10 protein-coding genes are annotated in these 17,586 nt (G+C 75.0%); 7 read left to right on the top strand and 3 right to left on the bottom strand.

Features of this window, described 5'->3' with window-relative positions:
- Positions 1-13: 13 nt before the first annotated feature.
- Positions 14-4,651 carry a hypothetical protein gene (locus RM590_RS14510; RefSeq protein WP_311704946.1) on the top strand — a complete coding sequence of 1,546 codons (4,638 nt, stop codon included), beginning with the start codon at positions 14-16 and terminating at the stop codon, positions 4,649-4,651.
- Between the two features lie 31 nt (positions 4,652-4,682).
- Here RM590_RS14510 and RM590_RS14515 read toward each other — a convergent pair whose 3' ends face one another.
- On the bottom strand, positions 4,683-4,964 hold the full coding sequence (locus tag RM590_RS14515; RefSeq protein ID WP_311704947.1) for a hypothetical protein: 282 nt from the start codon (positions 4,962-4,964) through the stop codon (positions 4,683-4,685).
- 258 nt (positions 4,965-5,222) lie between these two features.
- Between RM590_RS14515 and RM590_RS14520 the strand changes: the two genes are divergently transcribed.
- Together RM590_RS14520 and RM590_RS14525 are read left to right on the top strand one after the other, a co-directional pair.
- Positions 5,223-7,622, top strand: coding sequence for a sensor histidine kinase (locus tag RM590_RS14520; protein WP_311704948.1), 2,400 nt, complete (start codon positions 5,223-5,225; stop codon positions 7,620-7,622).
- 90 nt (positions 7,623-7,712) lie between these two features.
- Positions 7,713-8,168 carry a roadblock/LC7 domain-containing protein gene (locus RM590_RS14525; RefSeq protein WP_311704949.1) on the top strand — a complete coding sequence of 152 codons (456 nt, stop codon included), beginning with the start codon at positions 7,713-7,715 and terminating at the stop codon, positions 8,166-8,168.
- Between the two features lie 163 nt (positions 8,169-8,331).
- On the opposite strand, the gene RM590_RS14530 is transcribed toward RM590_RS14525, so the two are convergent.
- Positions 8,332-9,054 carry a M15 family metallopeptidase gene (locus tag RM590_RS14530; RefSeq protein WP_311704950.1) on the bottom strand — a complete coding sequence of 241 codons (723 nt, stop codon included), beginning with the start codon at positions 9,052-9,054 and terminating at the stop codon, positions 8,332-8,334.
- 145 nt (positions 9,055-9,199) lie between these two features.
- On the opposite strand from RM590_RS14530, the gene RM590_RS14535 reads away from it, so the two are divergent.
- Together RM590_RS14535 and RM590_RS14540 are read left to right on the top strand one after the other, a co-directional pair.
- Positions 9,200-11,245 (top strand): acetoacetate--CoA ligase, encoded by a 2,046-nt coding sequence (locus RM590_RS14535; RefSeq protein ID WP_311704951.1) that lies wholly within the window; start codon positions 9,200-9,202, stop codon positions 11,243-11,245.
- 31 nt (positions 11,246-11,276) lie between these two features.
- Positions 11,277-12,170, top strand: coding sequence for a hypothetical protein (locus RM590_RS14540; RefSeq protein ID WP_311704952.1), 894 nt, complete (start codon positions 11,277-11,279; stop codon positions 12,168-12,170).
- Between the two features lie 20 nt (positions 12,171-12,190).
- Here the strand turns inward: RM590_RS14540 and ptsP are convergent, their stop codons facing one another.
- Positions 12,191-13,858 carry a phosphoenolpyruvate--protein phosphotransferase gene (gene ptsP, locus RM590_RS14545; protein WP_311704953.1) on the bottom strand — a complete coding sequence of 556 codons (1,668 nt, stop codon included), beginning with the start codon at positions 13,856-13,858 and terminating at the stop codon, positions 12,191-12,193.
- Positions 13,859-14,037: 179 nt separating this feature from the next.
- Between ptsP and RM590_RS14550 the strand changes: the two genes are divergently transcribed.
- Positions 14,038-14,646 (top strand): CDP-alcohol phosphatidyltransferase family protein, encoded by a 609-nt coding sequence (locus RM590_RS14550; RefSeq protein ID WP_311704954.1) that lies wholly within the window; start codon positions 14,038-14,040, stop codon positions 14,644-14,646.
- Between the two features lie 135 nt (positions 14,647-14,781).
- Positions 14,782-17,277: a mannose-1-phosphate guanyltransferase gene (locus RM590_RS14555; RefSeq protein ID WP_311704955.1), complete on the top strand. Its 2,496-nt coding sequence runs from the start codon at positions 14,782-14,784 to the stop codon at positions 17,275-17,277.
- Positions 17,278-17,586 lie beyond the last annotated feature (309 nt).

Raw genomic sequence — 17,586 nt, forward strand, 5'->3', positions numbered from 1 at the left:
CGGAAGACCCGCCATGTACGAGCTCTCCCGGATCCGCCTCTACTCCATCGGGCCGGCCGGCGCCCGGTACGCCGACACCGTGCTCGACCTGCGCGGCGTCGGCGCCCCGGTGCCCCGGCCGGCGCCCGCCCAGGCGGACTTCTTCGAGGACGAGCCCGTCGGCCCGCCGCGCCGCCCGGCGCCCGCCGGGGTGCTCTTCCTGGAGAACGGCGGCGGCAAGTCCGTGCTGCTCAAGCTCATCTTCTCGGTCATGCTCCCCGGCCACCGCAACACCCTGGGCGGCGCCAGCTCCGGCGTGCTGCGCAAGTTCCTCCTCGCCGACGACTGCGGCCACGTCGCCCTGGAGTGGCAGCACACCGTCACCGGCGAGACGGTCGTCGTCGGCAAGGTCAGCGAGTGGCGCGGCCGGCAGGTCTCCAGCGACCCCCGTAAGTTCGCCGAGGCGTGGTACTCGTTCCGGCCCGGCCCCGGCATGAGCCTGGACTCCCTGCCCGTCGCCGAGTCCACCGCGCTGCGCCCCGGCCCCGGCCAGGACGGCACCTCCGGCGCCCGGGGCCGCCGCCGCACCATGAAGGGCTTCCGGGACGTCCTCACCGAGACCGGCCGCGCCTACCCCAACCTCGACGTCGTCTGGGAGGAGGTCCACGAGCGCTGGGTGGACCACCTCGGGCGCCTCGGCCTCGACCCCGAACTCTTCCGCTACCAGCGCGAGATGAATGCCGACGAGGGCGAGGCCGCCGGCCTGTTCGCCGTCAAGAACGACTCGGACTTCACCGACCTGCTGCTCCGCGCCGTCACCGACACCCGGGACACCGACGGCCTGGCCGACCTCGTGCACGGCTTCACCCACAAGCTGGGTCGGCGGGCCGAACTCGCCGCCGAGCGGGACTTCACCGCCGGCTCCCTCGACCTGCTCACCCGCATCACCGAGGCCGCCGCCGAGCGCGACGCCGCCCGCGCCGTGCACACCGCCGCCGAGCGCCGCACCCGCGCCCTGGCCACGCGCCTGGGCGCCCGCGGCGACCGGGAGCGGGCCCGCGCCGCCGAGCTCGCCGACCGCGTGGGGGAGGCGGCCGCCACGGTCACCGGGGCCGAGGCCGTCCGCGCCCGCGCCTCCCGCACCACCGCCGAACTGGCCTACCGGCACGCCTCGTTGGCCCTCGCCGCCGCCGAGCGGGCCACCGCCGCCCAGCGCCGCGAGCTCACCGAGGCCCGTACCCTGCACGCCGCCTGGCAGGCCGCCGAGACCGTGCTCGCCCACCGCGCCGCCGCCGACCGCTCGGCCCGGGTCGCCGCCGCCATCCGCGAGGCCGAGCGCGACGCCGCGCCTGCCCTGGCCGCCCGCGGCCGGGCCGCCGCCGCGCTGGTGCGCGCCCTGCACACCGCCGCCGCCGACAGCGAACGCGCCGCCGCCGAGCTGGAGGAGCGCGTCACGGCGCTCCAGACCGCCTCGGAGGACGCGCACCGCGACGCCACCGCCGCCGCCACCGAGGCGCAGCGCGCCCGCAGCGAGAGCGAGCACCTGCGCCAGCGGCTCGCCGAGGTCGAGCAGGAGACCGCCGAGGCGGTGCGCGCCGGCTGGCTGGAGCCGGCCGCCCCGGACGGCGCCGCGCTCGCCGACCCCGCCCGCGCCGCGCTCGCCGCCAGCGACGCCGAACAGGCCGCGGTGGCCGCCTGGGAGAGCGCCCGCGAGACCGCGACCCGCACCGGCGAGGCCGCCGCGCTCGCCGCGGCGGAGCACACCCGCGCCGAGCTGGCCGCCGCCCGCGCCGCCGACGCGGCCGAGGCGGCCCGCGTCGCCCACGCGGCCGAGCACCGCACCGCCACTGCCCTGGCCGCCGAGCCGCGCCTGGCCCACCTGCTCGGCCTGCCCGCCGCCGGGGACGCGGACCCGGCGCCGCTGTCCGCCGAGGACCTCGACCGCAACGCCGACACCCTCGCCGAACTCCTCGACGAGAGCGTCACCACCGCCGAGCGGCAACTGTTCGACCTGCGCACCGCCGCGGCCGACGACTCCCGCATCCTCGCCGCCCTCGGCGACGGCGGCCTCCTGCCGCCCGGCCCCGACGTGCTGGCCACCGTCGAGTTCCTCGGCGAGCACGGCATTCCCGCCCTCCCCGGCTGGCGTTACCTGGCCCAGGCCGTCGACCCCGCCGACCACGCCGCGGTGCTGGCCGCCCGCCCCGAGCTCGTCGACGGCGTCGTCATCACCGACCCCGACAGCCACGCCCGCGCCCGCGAGGCGCTGTCCGGCGCCGCCCTGCTGCCCCGTTCCGCCGTCGCCGTCGGCACCGCCGCCGCGCTGCTGGCGCCCACCCCGCCGCCCGGCGGCCCGGACAGCGGCGTGTTCCTCGTGCCGCCCAACCCGGCCATGCACGACGAGAGCGCCGCCGACGCCGAACGCCGCGCCCTGCGCGAGCGCGCCACCGCCCGGGACGGCGACATCCGCGCCCTCGCCGCCGGCATCGCCGCCGACCGCGGCCTCGCCGCCCGGCTGGCGTCCTGGCGGGCCGGCTGCCCCGCCGGCCGGCTGGCCGAGCTGGCCGCCGCCGCGACGGCGGCCGAGGCCGCCGAGGCCGCCGCCGCCGACCGCCTCACCGAGGCCGCCGCCGTCCGCGCCGCGGCGGAGGAGACCGCGGCCGAGGCCGTCCGCGCCCGCGACGAGCGGCAGGAGGCCGCCCAGCGCGCCCGCCGCTCCGCCGACGCCCTGGCCGGCCTCGCCTTCCGGCTGCGCGAGCGCGCCCGCTGGCAGTCCCGCTGCACCCAGCTCGCCGCCGACGCCGCCGAGGCCGAGGCCCGCGCCGCCGAGCTGCTGGAACGCGCCCGCGCCGCCGACGAGGACCGCCGCAGCGTCCAGCGCGCCGCCGACGACGCCCGCCGCACCGCGCGCGCCCTGCGCGCCGAGCGGGCCGAGGTCTCCGGCGCCCCCGACGAGCCCGCCGACCCGGCCCCGGCCACCGGCGCGCCGCCCTCGCTGCCCGCGTTGCGCGAGGCGTACCGTTCGGCCTCGCAGCTCTACGAGAAGGTCGGCGTCGGCGCCGACCTCCGCGCCGAACAGGCCCGCGCCGAGGGCGACGAGAGCGCCGCCCTGACCGCCCTCGACCGCCTGAGCAACAAGGTCCGTACCCGCGCCGCCCGCCTCCTGGACGGCCCCGAGGGCGCCGACGGCCCCTCCCGGCAGGCCGCCGCGGCCCGCGCCGAATCCCTGGTCCAGCTCCTGGAGTCCCGCGCCTCGGCCGCCAGCGAGCGGCTCGGCCGCCTCCGCGGCGAGGCCGAGCGTCTCGCCCCCGCCGAGGGCGAGACCCATATCGAGCTGCCCCCCGAGTGGATCCCGGCCGACGCCGACAGCGCCCGCGAGCTGCTGCGCACCGCCACCGCCGAGCTGGCCGCCCACGAGGACGCCCTGCGGGCCGCCCGCGAGGCACACGAGGAGCTGGGCCACGACCACCGCGCCGCCCTGGACGCGGCCGATGGCTTCGAGGAGACCGCGGCCCTGCTGCGGGACCTGTTGCGCGACGCGCCGCCCGACGAGCCCGCCGAGCCGGACGGCCCCGGGAGCCCCGGCGACGCGGACGCCCCTGAGCCCTACCCGGGCACCCTGGCCGAGGCGCGGGCGACCGCGACCGACACCCGCCGCGCCCTCCGGTCGAGCGCCGCCGGGCTGGCCGCCGCCGAGGCCGCCGTCCGCGAGGCCGCCGACCGCCTGGTCCGGCACGCCAACGCCACCCGCTACGAGCAGGTCCGCACCCCCGCACGGCAGCAGATCAGGGAGCTGCCCGCCGCCGCCCTGGCCGGCCACGCCGCCGCCTGGGCCGAGGCGTTCGGGCCCCGACTGCGCGTTCTCACCGACGAGCTGGCCCAGCTCGAACGGAATCGCGACGGCATCATCGACCGGCTGCGCGGTCTGGTGGAGTCCTCCCTGGACACCCTCCGCTCCGCCCAGCGGCTCTCCCGGCTCCCCGAGGGCCTGGGCGAGTGGTCCGGCCAGGAGTTCCTGCGGATCCGCTTCGACGACCCCGACCAGGCGACCCTCACCGAGCGCCTGGGCGAGGTCATCGACGAGGCCACCCGGGCCGCCGTCCGGAAGAACGCCGACCTGCGCCGCGACGGCATGTCCCTCCTGCTGCGGGGCGTGCACGCCGCCCTCGGCCCGCGCGGCGTGCGGGTGGAGATCCTCAAGCCCGACGCCGTGCTGCGCGCCGAGCGCGTCCCCGTCGGACAGATGGGCGACGTCTTCTCCGGCGGCCAGTTGCTGACTGCCGCCATCGCCCTCTACTGCACGATGGCCGCGCTCCGGGGCAACGACCGCGGCCGGGACCGGCACCGCCACGCGGGCACGCTCTTCCTGGACAACCCCATCGGCCGGGCCAACGCCACCTACCTGCTGGAGCTCCAGCGCGCCGTGGCCGACGCCCTCGGTGTCCAACTGCTCTACACCACGGGCTTGTTCGACACGACGGCGCTGGCCGAGTTCCCCCTGGTGATCCGGCTGCGCAACGACGCGGACCTGCGCGCGGGCCTGAAGTACATCAGTGTCGAGGAGCACTTGCGCCCCGGACTGCCCCGCCAGGACCCGGCCGCCGAGCCCGTGCACGGCGAGATCACGGCCACCCGCGTCTTCCGCCGGCCCGCGCCCGCGGACTCCGCCTGACATCGGTCAAGGCGGCGGTCAAAGGTGCCGGTCACCGCCGCCGCAGCACCCGCCGCCGGGCCGCGCTGTTCGGCATGGACACCACGCCGTTGCGCTGCCGCCAGGCCTGCCGCGTGATCCAGATGTCCAGCACCGCCCAGGTGGCCACGAATGTGCTCGCCACCGAGGACAGCGTCATCGGGAAGGCCAGCCACGAGCCGGCCAGTGTGCACAGCAACACCACGACAACTTGAGTGAGCGTCAGTGCGATGATGATGACGGCGCGGACCGCGGCGGCACGCACCGGATCCGGCATGCGGGGTCTCGCGTACACTCCTGCCTTCGCTCCCTGCACGGTGAGATGCGCGCATATGTCCTCGACACACATGGTAGAACGCCTTGCGCACAGCGTCAGGACGGGCAAGTATGAGGCGCTCCGCGAGTCAACTCCGGGTAAACGCCGGGCGGTCGGCGGACCGGCGCCCCGTCCGGTAGTAGGCTCGCGCTGCCGGACGGTCCCGGGCACAGGCGGGACGGCCGGGAGATCCAAGGGGAGGGCATGCGTTTTCGCGGCACGTCGGTCCGAAGGAGGATGGGGGCGCTCGTTCTGGTGCCCCTGGTGTCACTCGTGTCGGTCTGGGCGTGCGCGACGTTCATCACCGTGCCCGGCGCCCGTGACGTGCGGGCCGCCACCGCCGCCGCCGACTCGCTGGCCACGCCCACGCTGGACACCGTGCTCGCCGTCCAGCGGGAACGCCGCCAGACGATGGTCCACCTCGCCGACCCCCGACGGGCCGATGAGCTCAGCGAGTTGGAGGAGGCCCAGGAGGTCACCGACCGCGCGGTGGCCCAACTCGGGGAGCGCGCCGCGGACGACCGGGGCGCCCTGGGCGACGGGGCGGGTAGCCGGCTCGACACCCTGCTGTCCGCGCTCGACGGCCTCGAACAGCTCCGCGACCAGGTCGACAGTTCCACCATCCACGGCAGCGGCGCGCTGGAGGAGTACAGCCGGCTGACCGAGCCGGCCCTGCGCTTCCTGTCCGCCCTCCCGCCCGCCACCGACGCGGACCTGGACCGGCAGGGCCGGGCCGCCGTCGGGCTGGCCCTGGCCCGGGAGTTCCTCTCCCAGGAGGACGCCCTGGTGGCCGCCGCCCTGGCGGCCGGCGGCACCACCGACAACGAACTGGCGGCCCTCGCCGACCTGTTGGAACGGCGCGACCTCGCGTACGACCTCTACCTGCCCGATCTGCCCGTCGAGCACCGCCAGGCCCACGAGAGCTTCTGGGAGAGCGGCACCGGCCGCCTCCTGGCCGACATGGAGCAGAGCCTGCTGGAGGGCCGCACCACGGTGGTCCGGGCCGACCAGTGGGAGCAGACCGGCTCCGACGCCCTCGACGAGCTCGGCCGGCTCGCCGCCGGCGTGGACGCCGACTACCGGGCGGCGGTCGGCCCCGACTCCTCGGACGCCGTGTTCCGCACCACTCTGGTGGCCGTCCTGGGCCTGCTGGCCGTGGCCGTCTCGGCGTTCGTCGCCCTGCGCTTCGGCCGCGGGCTGGACCGCGAACTGCGCGCGCTCTCCCGGGAGGCGAAGGACGCCGCCGAGCTGCGCCTGCCCGGGGTGATGCGGCGGCTGGCCGCCGGCGAGCACGTGGACGTGGAGACCGAGGCGCCCCGGCTGGAGTACCCGCCCGACGAGGTGGGCCAGGTGGGCCGCGCGCTCAACACGCTGCAACGCGAGGCCGTTTCCGCCGCCGTGGAACGCTCCGAGACCCGTCGCGGCGTTTCCGAGGTCTTCGTCAACCTCGCCCGCCGCAGCCAGGTGCTGCTGCACCGCCAGCTCAACCTGCTGGACGCCCTCCAGCGCCGCAGCGTCAACGCCGACGACCTCGCCGACCTCATCCGGCTCGACCACCTCACCACGCGCATGCGGCGGCACGCGGAGGGGCTGGTCATCCTCTCCGGCGCCGCCCCGGCCCGCCAGTGGCGCAAGCCCGAGCAGCTCATGGACGTGGTCCGGGCCGCCGTCGCCGAGGTCGAGGACTACGAGCGCATCGAGATCCGCCGGCTCCCGCCGTTCGCCGTCACCGGCGGCGCGGTCGCCGACCTCACCCACCTCATAGCCGAACTGCTGGAGAACGCCACCGTGTTCTCGCCCCCGCACACCGCCGTCCAGGTGTCCGGCGAGCGCGTTCCGCACGGCTTCACCCTCGAAATCCACGACCGCGGGCTCGGCATGACCGCCGAGGCGCTGCGCGAGGCCAACCAACGGCTCGCGGAGACCCCGGAGTTCGAGCTGTCGGACACCGACCGCATCGGCCACTTCGTCGTCTCCCGGCTCGCCGACCGCCACGGCATCCGGGTCTCGCTGCGCGAATCGCCCTACGGCGGCACCACCGCGGTCACCCTGATCCCCGGCGAACTGCTCACCGAGACCCGCGAGGAGCCCGGCCAGCGCGACCCGCTGCCCCGCTCGCCGGCCCGGCCCCCCCTGCTCAACGGCCCGGTGGACGGCCCCGTCGAGCTGGAGGCGCCCATCGGCGCGGCCGGCGACCGCGGCGGCGACCACGACGCCCACGCCGAGCGGCTGCCCGGGCCCGGCGTGGAGCACGCCGCGGCCCCGGACCCGGAGGACCCCGCCCCGGTTCCCCGGCTGCCGCAGCGCCGGCCCGCCCCCGTCCTGGTCACCGATCACGGCCGCACGGTGGGCCACCCGCCCGGCACCCACGAGACGCCCCGGGCCGCCGCGCGGCGCGACGAGTCCCCGGAGGGCACGACCGGCGTCGGACTCCCGCGCAGGGTGCGGCAGTCCGCGCCCGGCGGCGCCGAGGCGGGGCGGGCCGGCGGCCACCCCGACACCGACGCCGAGGCCGTTCCCGACCTGGACGCCGACGAGGTCCGGGCCCGCATGGCCTCGCTCCAGCGCGGCTGGCGGATGGGGCGGCAGCAGACCGACACCCGCCGGGACCAGCTTCCGCCGGGCACCGGACCGTAGCCCGCACCGAGTCCGTCCCACCCAGCGCACAGAGCAGCCCCAGATCAGCCAGAGCAGTCAGTCCAGACAGATCACCGTAAGGCAGGACCGATGACCGCACCGGAGGCCGCGGCTCACGGCGGCACACCGCACCACGGCACCGCCCACGAGAGCAGGCAGATCGGCAGACTCCTCGACGAGCTGGTGGAACGTGTGGCCAGCGTCCGCCACGCCCTCGTGCTGGCCGCCGACGGCCTGCCGCGCGGGGCATCGCGCTCTTTGAGCCGGGAGGACGGCGAGCAACTGGCCGCCGTCGCCTCGGGGTTCCACAGCCTGGCCAAGGGCGTGGGCCGGCACTTCCAGACCGGCGCCGCCCGCCAGACACTGGTAGAGCTGGACGACGCGTTCCTCCTGGTGACCGCCGCCGGTTCGGGCAGCGCGCTGGCGGTGTTCGCCGAGTCAGACGCCGACATCGGCCTGGTCGCCTACGAGATGGCACTGCTCGTCAAGCGCGTCGGCCCCCAACTGGCCACCGCCCCGCGCACGGTGCCCGGGGGACCCGTCTGAGCTGCGCGTTTCGTTACCCGTGGGTATCATCTCCGGTCCGCTGCGCGGATGTCGCGAACGGGTGACAACATCGCCGGGCGGTGAACCGCCGCCCAGGATCCGGCGTCGAATGCGATGACGGCGGCGGGCCGGGACCGACGGGGGTGGCTCCGGACCGCCGCCGTCACCCGTGCCGGTCCGCCAGCGACTCCCGGGTCACCGGAAAGTCGAAGTAGGTGTCGGGAAACGGCTCGCCGCCGAGGGTGAAGTGCCACCACTCGGTGTCCACCGGCTCGAAGCCCTCCGCCGTGAGCGCCGCGCGGAGCAGCTCGCGCGCCGCCCGCGGCCGCTCCCCGACCTCGGCCGACGAGGTGTGCGAGCGCGGATCGAAGAAGTCGAACTCGGTGCCCATGTCCACCGGTTCGCCCGACCCTCGGCGCACCAGCGTGACATCCACCGTGCTGCCCCGGCTGTGCCCGGAGCGGGCGGCGAGATAACCCTCGTCGAAGAGGCGGTCCTTGGGCACGCGAGGGTGGAACTCCTCCCGGCTGTCGTCCTCCTCCGGGCCGGCCGCCCAGCGGAGGAAGTGCTCGACGGCCCGCCGCGGCCGGTAGCAGTCGTACACCAGCAGCCCCAGGCCGCGCCCGGCGAGCGACTGGTGCGCGCGCCGCAGCGCCCGCGCCGCCTCGCCGGTCAGCAGGCACACCGCCTCGTCGTAGCCGTCGACGACCTCGCCGGTGAAGTTGTCCCCGGACGCGTACCGCATGTCCTGCCGGATCCCGGGAGCCACCTCGGCCAGCGCCACGAACCCGTCCGGTGCCCGCGGCCCGGCCGCCACCGGCGCCGCCGAACCGGCGACCCCGGCCAGCAGCGCGGCCAGCGCGAGAGCGGCGGTCGAGCGGCGCACGCCTCCACACCTACCAGCAGCGCCGCACCGGGGACAGCGGGGGCCGCCCGGTTTCCCGCCTTCGAGTGATTCCGCCCTGGTATCCGCGCCGGTCACCTGGCATCGTCCTGCCCAGCCGTGCCACGCGTACCATCCGGGAGCCGCCATGACCGCCTCGCCCGACGCACCGCCACCGCCCGAACAGCCGGAACCGCTCTGGCGGCCCAACGCCGAACGCGTCGCCGCCGCCCGGCTCACCCGCTTCCACGCGTTCGCGGCCGCCGGCCACGGCGCCCCCGCGCCCGGCGGCGCCGACCCGGCGGCCGACTACGCGGCCCTGCACCGCTGGTCCGTCACGGAGCTGGGCGCCTTCTGGGGGGCGGTGGCCGACTGGTTCGACGTCCGGTTCACCACGCCGCCCCGGACGGTGCTCGCCAACGCGACCATGCCGGGGGCCCAGTGGTTCCCCGGCGCCACGCTCAACTACGCGGAGCACGCCCTGCGCGAGGGCGCGCCCGGCTCGCTGCGCGCCGGGGAGCCCGCGCTGCTCCGCGTCGACGAGCGCCACGAGCCCGAGCCGGTGAGCTTTGCCGAACTGCGCCGCCGGACCGGGTCGCTGGCCGCCGCCCTGCGCGGCCTCGGCGTGCGCGCGGGCGACCGGGTCGGCGGCTATCTGCCGAATGTCCCCGAGGCCGTCGTGGCCCTGCTGGCCACCGCCGCGGTGGGCGCCGTGTGGACGTCGTGCGCGCCCGACTTCGGCGCCCGCAGCGTGCTGGACCGCTTCCAACAGGTCGAGCCCGTCGTGCTGTTCGCCGTCGACGGCTACCGTTATGGCGGCCGGGTCCACGACCGCACCGAGACCGTCGCCGAGCTGCGCCGGGGCCTGCCCACGCTGCGCGCCGTCGTCCATGTGCCGCTGCTGGGCACGCCGCCGCCGGAGGGAGCCCTGGCGTGGGACGAGCTGACCGGCTCGGACACCGAGCCGGAGTTCACGCCCGTGCCCTTCGACCACCCGCTGTGGGTGCTGTACTCCTCGGGCACCACGGGCCTGCCCAAGGCGATCGTGCAGTCCCAGGGCGGGATCCTGCTGGAGCACCTCAAACAGCTCGGGCTGCACTGCGACCTGGGCGCCGGCGACCGGCTGTTCTGGTACACCTCCACCGGCTGGATGATGTGGAACTTCCTGGTCTCCGCCCTGCTGACCGGCACCACCGCGGTTCTCTACGACGGCAGCCCCGGCCATCCGGACGCGGCCGCCCAGTGGCGCGTCGCCGAACGCACCCGGGCCACCCTCTTCGGGACCTCCGCCGCCTATGTGCTGGCCTGCGGCAAGGCGGACGTCCACCCCGGCCGGGACTTCGACCTGTCCGCCACCCGCTGCGTCGCCACCACCGGCTCGCCGCTGCCGCCCGACGGCTTCCGCTGGCTGCGCGACGAGGTCGGCGCCGACCTGTGGATCGCCTCGGTCAGCGGCGGCACGGACGTGTGCAGTTGCTTCGCGGGCGCCGTGCCGACCCTGCCCGTCCACACCGGCGAACTCCAGGCGCCCTGTCTGGGCACCGACCTGCGCGCGTTCGGGCCGGACGGCCGGCCGCTGGTGGACGAGGTCGGCGAGCTGGTCGTCACCACCCCCATGCCGTCGATGCCGATCGGCTTCTGGAACGACCCCGACGGGTCCCGTTACCGTGAGAGCTACTTCGCGATGTTCCCCGGCGTGTGGCGGCACGGCGACTGGACGACGCTCACCTCCCGCGGCACGGTCGTCATTCACGGTCGGTCGGACTCCACGCTCAACAGGCAGGGCGTGCGCATGGGTTCGGCCGACATCTACGAGGCCGTGGAACGGCTGCCGGAGATCCACGAGTCCCTGGTCATCGGCGTCGAACGGCCGGACGGCGGCTACTGGATGCCGCTGTTCGTCCGGCTCGCCGAGGGCGCGGTGCTCGACGACGGCCTGCGGGAACGCGTCCGCGCCGCGATCCGGTCGGCGCTGTCCCCGCGCCATCTCCCGGACGAGATCATCGAGATCCCCGGGGTGCCGCACACCCTGACCGGCAAACGGCTGGAGGTGCCGGTCAAGCGCCTGCTCCAGGGCGCGGCGCTGGAGAGCGCGGTGAACCCGGGCTCCGTGGACAACCCCGAACTGCTGCGGTTCTTCCAGCGGCTGGCCGGCGAACGGGCCGTTGTCAGTGCCGCCGACTACGGTGAGTAACCAGAAGCTTCCGATCCGTTGAGGGGGAGTCATGGCACACACCACACGGCGCGCCGGGCGCGGCGCGGCGCCGCTGCGGGAGTCGGCCGGCACGGTCGCGGTCATCGCGGACGCTGGCGGCTTCGCGCTGATGCGCCGGTACGCCACGTTCCGGTTCACCGACCATCCCAGCTATCTGCGGCAGACCGAGGGGCTGCTGCGCGCGCTGGCCGGCCGGCACGGGCACACCAGCGTGGCCCTGTTCGACCCGGTCGGGTTCGCGGAGTTCTGCGAGCGCGAGGGGCTGCATCCGGACAGCCCGGCCAGCCGCGCCCGGTACACCGCGGAGATCGCCGCCCGGGGCGCCACCGTGCCCTACGAGGGCCAGCCGCTGGCCCGGCTCGTGCCCGACCTGCTCGCCGAGCAGTTGCGCTGGGAGACCTGGGAGGCGGGCACCGACCTGCTGGCCGCGGCCGGCTCCTGTGCCGACTGCGGGGCGCCGCAGGCGCGTTGCGCCTTCCAGCGGGCCGCCGCCCTGCTGGCCCGCGTCCTGGAGGGGACCCGGCCGGGCGTCCATCACCTGGTGTGCAGTCTGATCGCCGAGACGGGGCCGCTCACCGCCGCCCTGCACGCGGGCCGCGGCCCAGACGGCTCGCTGGACATGGCCGAGCCGGAGGCGATGGTGCTGTGCACGCTGCTCGCCGTCGGCCTGGCCACCGGCGACCCGGGCGGGCTCGTGCTGCGCTCCGGCTCGCCCGGCCAGGGCCAGGGGGAGGAGGTGCGCGGCTGGAGCCTCCAGTTGGGCCGGCTGCGCGGGCTGAGCGAGGCCGAGGTGTTCTCGGCGTACTGCACGGACGTCCGCACCGGGGAGCCGGTGCCGCCCGAGCACGGCGTCGCCTACCGCGCCGCCGACGACCTGCCGCCCGCCGGCTGCCCGGAGCCGTGAGGCGCCGGGCACCCGCGGCCTCACTCGCCGGACAGCACCGCCTGCGCGGCCGTGCGGGCGTCCGCCGCGTTGTCCGCGGCGCGCGCGGCGGCCGCCGCCCGTTCGCACTGCGCCAGCGTGTGCTTGGCCAGCGTGGCCCGGACGTACGGGATGGCCGACGGGCCCATGGAGAGGCTGGTGACGCCCAGCCCCGTCAGCACACAGGCCAGCAGCGGGTCGGCCGCCGCCTCGCCGCACACCCCGCAGCTCTTGCCCTCCGCCTTGGCCGCCTCGGCGGCCAGCGCGACCAGGTCGAGCAGCGCGGGCTGCCACGGGTCCTGGAGCCGGGCGACGGCCCCGACCTGCCGGTCGGCCGCGAAGGTGTACTGCGCCAGGTCGTTGGTGCCCAGCGAGAGGAACTCCACCTCCTGCAGCACCGCCCGCGCCCGCAGCGCGGCGGAGGGAATTTCCACCATCGCGCCGTACTTCGCGTGCAGCCCGGCCGCCCGGCACGCCTCGGCGAACGCCTTGGCGTCGGCGCGGTCGGCCACCATGGGCGCCATCACCTCCAGATAGACCGGCAGCCCTTCGGCGGCCCGGGCCAGCGCGCGCAACTGCGTGTCCAGCACGTCCGGATGGGCCAGCAGGGCCCGCAGCCCGCGCACGCCCAGCGCCGGGTTGGGCTCGTCGTCCGCCGTGAGGAACGGCAGCGGCTTGTCGGCGCCCGCGTCCAGCACGCGCACCACGACCCGCCCCTCGGGGAACGCCTCCAGCACCTGCCGGTAGGCCGCGGTCTGCTCGTCCTCCGAGGGGGCCCGCTCGCCGTCGATGAACAGGAACTCCGTGCGGAACAGGCCCACGCCCTCGGCCCCCGCCTCCACCGCGGCGGGCACGTCGGCCGGACCGCCGACGTTCGCCAGCAGCGGCACCTTGTGCCCGTCGGAGGTCGCGCCGGGCCCGGTCGTGTCCGCGAGCGCCGCCCGGCGCTCCGCGGAGGCCCGCGCCAGCGCGGCACGCTCCTCACCGGTCGGGTTCACCAGGATCTCGCCGGTGCTGCCGTCCACCGCGACGACCATGCCCTCGGCGATCTGGCCGGCGCCGGCCAGCGCCACCACCGCGGGCACACCCAGCGCCCGCGCCAGGATCGCGCTGTGGCTGGTCGGCCCGCCCTCCTCGGTGATGAAGCCCAGCACCAGCGAGGGGTCGAGCAGCGCCGTGTCCGCCGGAGCCAGGTCACGGGCGATCAGGACATACGGCTCGTCGCTGTCGGGCACGCCCGGGATGGGCACGCCCAGCAGGCGCGCCACGATCCGGTTGCGCACGTCGTCCAGGTCGGCCACCCGGCCGGCCAGATACTCCCCGGCGCCCGCCAGCAACGCCCGGTACGCGGCGAACGCGTCGAACACCGCCCGCGCTGCCGTCGCGCCCACGCCGATCCGGCGCTCCACATCGGCCAGCAGCTCCGGGTCCAGGGCCATCAGGGACTGGGCCTCCAGCACCGCCTGGGCCTCGCCGCCGGCCAGCGTGCCGCGCGCGACGAGATCGGCGGCCACCGCCTCCGCGGCCTGCCGGGCCCGGCCCACCTCCCGGGGCGCCTCCTCCGGGGAGATCTGTCCGGCCGGCGGTTCCAGGACCGCCGTGCCCATGTGCCGGACCTCACCGATCGCCACTCCGTGACTGACGCCGACGCCTTGCAGTCTGGTCTCCATGTCACCCGCCTCGTGCCGCCGCGTTCGGGCGGCAAACCACCTGAAAGGGTAGGTCATGCCCGATCTCACCTCCGGGCGGCCCACCCGGCGCCCCGGCCGGAGCCGGCCGGTAAGGTCGGACCGCGCAGCGCCGGCACGGGGTCGCAGGTCACATCACAGCTCAACAGGAGGGCGTCCGGGTGGAGGTCCAGGAGACTCGCGTTCAGACGGACCGGGTCCTCACCATTCCCAACATCCTCAGCATGGCCCGGCTGGTGGGCGTGCCGGTGTTCCTGTGGCTGGTCCTGTCCCCGGTCTTCGACGGCCCCGACCTGGACGGCTGGGCGCTGCTGGTGCTCGCCCTCAGTGGCGTCAGCGACTACCTGGACGGCAAGCTCGCCCGCCGGTGGAACCAGATCAGCGCCCTCGGCCGCGTGCTGGACCCGGCCGCCGACCGCCTCTACATCCTCTCCACCCTCGTCGGCCTGACGTGGCGCGAGATCCTGCCGCTGTGGCTGACCGCACTCCTCCTCGCCCGTGAACTGATGCTGCTGTTCATGGTCTGGCGCCTGGACCGGGCCGGTTACGCGCCGCCGCAGGTGAACTTCCTCGGAAAGGCGGCCACATTCAACCTGATGTACGCCTTCCCGTTGCTGCTGCTCAGCGACGGAACTGGCTGGCTCGCTTCACTCGCTGCTATTTTCGGATGGGCGTTCGCCGGCTGGGGTACAGCGCTCTACTGGTGGGCAGGGATCCTCTACGTGGTCCAGGTCCGCCATCTCCTCAAGGCGGATGCCACGGCCGACTGAGCTCGCCCTGGCAGTGTCGCAGGGGCCTGGCGCCCGCACGTGCCGCAGTATTCCGGGGAGCCACCCCGGGCCCGGGCCCCTCCAGACGGGCGCAGTCGGAGTGACTGTCGACTCCCCAAGGAGGACACTTCCGATATGAAGGCCGTTGTAATGGCTGGTGGCGAAGGCACCCGGCTTCGCCCAATGACCGCGAGCATGCCCAAGCCCCTGCTGCCCGTGGCGAATCGCCCGATCATGGAGCACGTGCTCCGGCTGCTGAAGCGGCACGGGCTCACCGAGACCGTGGTCACGGTGCAATTCCTCGCCTCACTCGTCAAAAACTATTTCGGTGACGGTGAGGAACTCGGGATGGATCTCACCTATGCCCACGAAGAGAAGCCACTGGGCACGGCCGGAAGTGTGAAGAACGCCGAGGATGCGCTCAAGAACGACTCGTTTCTGGTGATCTCGGGGGACGCGCTCACCGACTTCGACCTCACCGAACTCATCCGCTACCACCGGGAACGCGGTGCCCTGGTCACCGTCTGCCTGACCCGCGTCCCCAACCCGCTGGAGTTCGGCATCACCATCGTCGACGAGGACGGCCGCGTCGACCGCTTCCTGGAGAAGCCCACCTGGGGACAGGTGTTCTCCGACACCGTCAACACCGGTATCTACGTGATGGAACCGGAGGTGTTCGACTACGTCGAACCGGATATCCCCGTGGACTGGTCCGGAGATGTGTTCCCCCGCCTGATGAAGGAGGGCAAGCCGGTCTTCGGATATGTGGCCGAGGGTTACTGGGAGGACGTCGGCACGCACGAGAGCTACGTCAAGGCACAGGCCGACGTGCTCGAAGGAAAAGTCGACGTCGAGATCGACGGATTCGAGATCTCGCCCGGCGTATGGATCGCCGAGGGCGCCGAGGTCCACCCCGACGCCAAGCTCCGCGGCCCGCTCTACATCGGCGACTACGCCAAGATCGAGGCCGGCGCGGAGATCCGCGAGCACACGGTCATCGGCTCCAACGTCGTGGTGAAGTCCGACGCGTTCCTGCACAAGGCCGTTGTCCACGACAACGTATACATCGGCCCCCAGACCAATCTGCGCGGCTGCGTCGTCGGCAAGAACACGGACGTCATGCGCGCCGCGCGCATCGAGGACGGCGCCGTCATCGGCGACGAATGCCTCGTCGGCGAGGAATCCATCGTCCAGGGCAACGTCCGCGTCTACCCGTTCAAGACCGTCGAGGCCGGCGCCTTCGTCAACACGTCGGTCATCTGGGAGGCCCGCGGCCAGGCCAACCTGTTCGGCGCCCGCGGCGTCTCCGGCATCCTCAACGTCGAGATCACGCCCGAGCTCGCGGTCCGCCTCGCCAGCGCCTACGCCACCACCCTGAAGAAGGGCTCCACCGTCACCACGGCCCGCGACCACTCCCGGGGCGCCCGCGCCCTGAAGCGCGCGGTCATCTCAGCTCTCCAGGCCAGCGCGATCGACGTGCGCGACCTGGAGAACGTCCCCCTGCCCGTCGCCCGCCAGCAGACCGCCCGCGGCAGCGCGGGCGGTGTCATGATCCGCACCACCCCGGGCGTTCCCGACTCCGTCGACATCATGTTCTTCGACGAGCGCGGCGCCGACCTCTCCCAGGCCGGCCAGCGCAAGCTGGACCGCGTCTACGCCCGCCAGGAGTACCGCCGCGCCTTCCCCGGCGAGATCGGCGATCTCCGGTTCCCGGCGAGCGTGTTCGACGCGTACACCGGTTCCGTCCTCCGGGCCGTCGACATTACCGGCGTCGCCGAGTCCGGGCTGAAGATCGTGGTCGACGCCGCCAACGGCAGCGCCGGCCTGGTGCTGCCCAGCCTGCTCGGCCGCCTCGGCGTCGACGCCCTCACCATCAACCCGGGGCTGGACGAGGCCAGGCCCACCGAGACCGCCGAGGCCCGGCGCGCCGGACTGGTCCGGCTCGGCGAGATCGTCGCCTCCGCCCGCGCCGCCTTCGGCGTCCGCTTCGACCCGGTCGGCGAGCGGCTCGCCCTGGTCGACGAGCGCGGCCGCATCATCGAGGACCAGCGCGCCCTGCTGGTCATGCTCGACCTCATCGCGGCCGAGCGCCGCAGCGGCCGGGTGGCCCTGCCCGTCACCACCACCCGGATCGCCGAGCAGGTCGCCGCCTACCACGGCACCCAGGTCGAGTGGACGACCACCTCGCCCGACGACCTGACCCGGGTCGCCCACAAGGAGAGCTCGGTCTTCGGCGGCGACGGCCAGGGGGCGTTCATCGTCCCGGAGTTCTCCTCCGTCTTCGACGCCACGGCGGCCTTCACCCGGCTCATCGCCCTGGTCGCGCGCACCCAGCTCTCGCTCAGCCAGATCGACGCCCGCATCCCGCGCGCCCATGTGCTCCGCCGGGACGTCGCCACCCCCTGGGCGATCAAGGGCCTGGTGATGCGCCGCGTCGTCGAGGCGGCGGGCGACCGCACCATCGACACCACCGACGGCGTGCGGGTGGTCGAGCCCGACGGCCGGTGGATCCTGGTCCTGCCCGACCCGGCCGAGGCCGTCACGCACCTGTGGGCCGAGGGTCCCGACGACGCCGCGGCGCAGGAACTGCTGGACCACTGGTCGGGAGTGGTCGACAGCGCCGACCGATAGTGCCCCGTCAGCCAAGGTTCGCCCCGTCGCGACTCCCCCAGGCCCCTCTGGGGCCTGGGAGGTGCCCCCATGCGCACGGCACCTCGCTGCGTTGCCGAATCACTCAAGTGCGCCCAGCACGAGGGCGATCCGGCGCCTTGCTGGGGGTACCTCCCAGGCCCCCAAGGGCCTGGGGGAGCACCGCACCGGACGCCGCTCCTTGACGGGCAAACCCTGACTGACGCGGCACTGGCCCAGGCCGACTCGCGTCAACGGGCCCGGCCACCGGGCCCGTTTCGGTCTCCCGCGGGGCGCGTGCGACGATGTCCG

This window comes from Streptomyces litchfieldiae (assembly GCF_031845365.1).
GTDB classification, from domain to species: Bacteria; Actinomycetota; Actinomycetes; order Streptomycetales; family Streptomycetaceae; genus Streptomyces; species Streptomyces litchfieldiae.

Bases quoted from the DNA above. Each gene is read 5' to 3' on its own strand.
- RM590_RS14520 (WP_311704948.1), top strand. From the start codon at position 5,223: ATGGGGGCGCTCGTTCTGGTGCCCCTGGTGTCACTCGTGTCGGTCTGG.
- RM590_RS14510 (WP_311704946.1), top strand. From the start codon at position 14: ATGTACGAGCTCTCCCGGATCCGCCTCTACTCCATCGGGCCGGCCGGC.
- RM590_RS14535 (WP_311704951.1), top strand. From the start codon at position 9,200: ATGACCGCCTCGCCCGACGCACCGCCACCGCCCGAACAGCCGGAACCG.
- RM590_RS14555 (WP_311704955.1), top strand. From the start codon at position 14,782: ATGAAGGCCGTTGTAATGGCTGGTGGCGAAGGCACCCGGCTTCGCCCA.
- RM590_RS14525 (WP_311704949.1), top strand. From the start codon at position 7,713: ATGACCGCACCGGAGGCCGCGGCTCACGGCGGCACACCGCACCACGGC.
- ptsP (WP_311704953.1), bottom strand. From the start codon at position 13,858: ATGGAGACCAGACTGCAAGGCGTCGGCGTCAGTCACGGAGTGGCGATC.
- RM590_RS14540 (WP_311704952.1), top strand. From the start codon at position 11,277: ATGGCACACACCACACGGCGCGCCGGGCGCGGCGCGGCGCCGCTGCGG.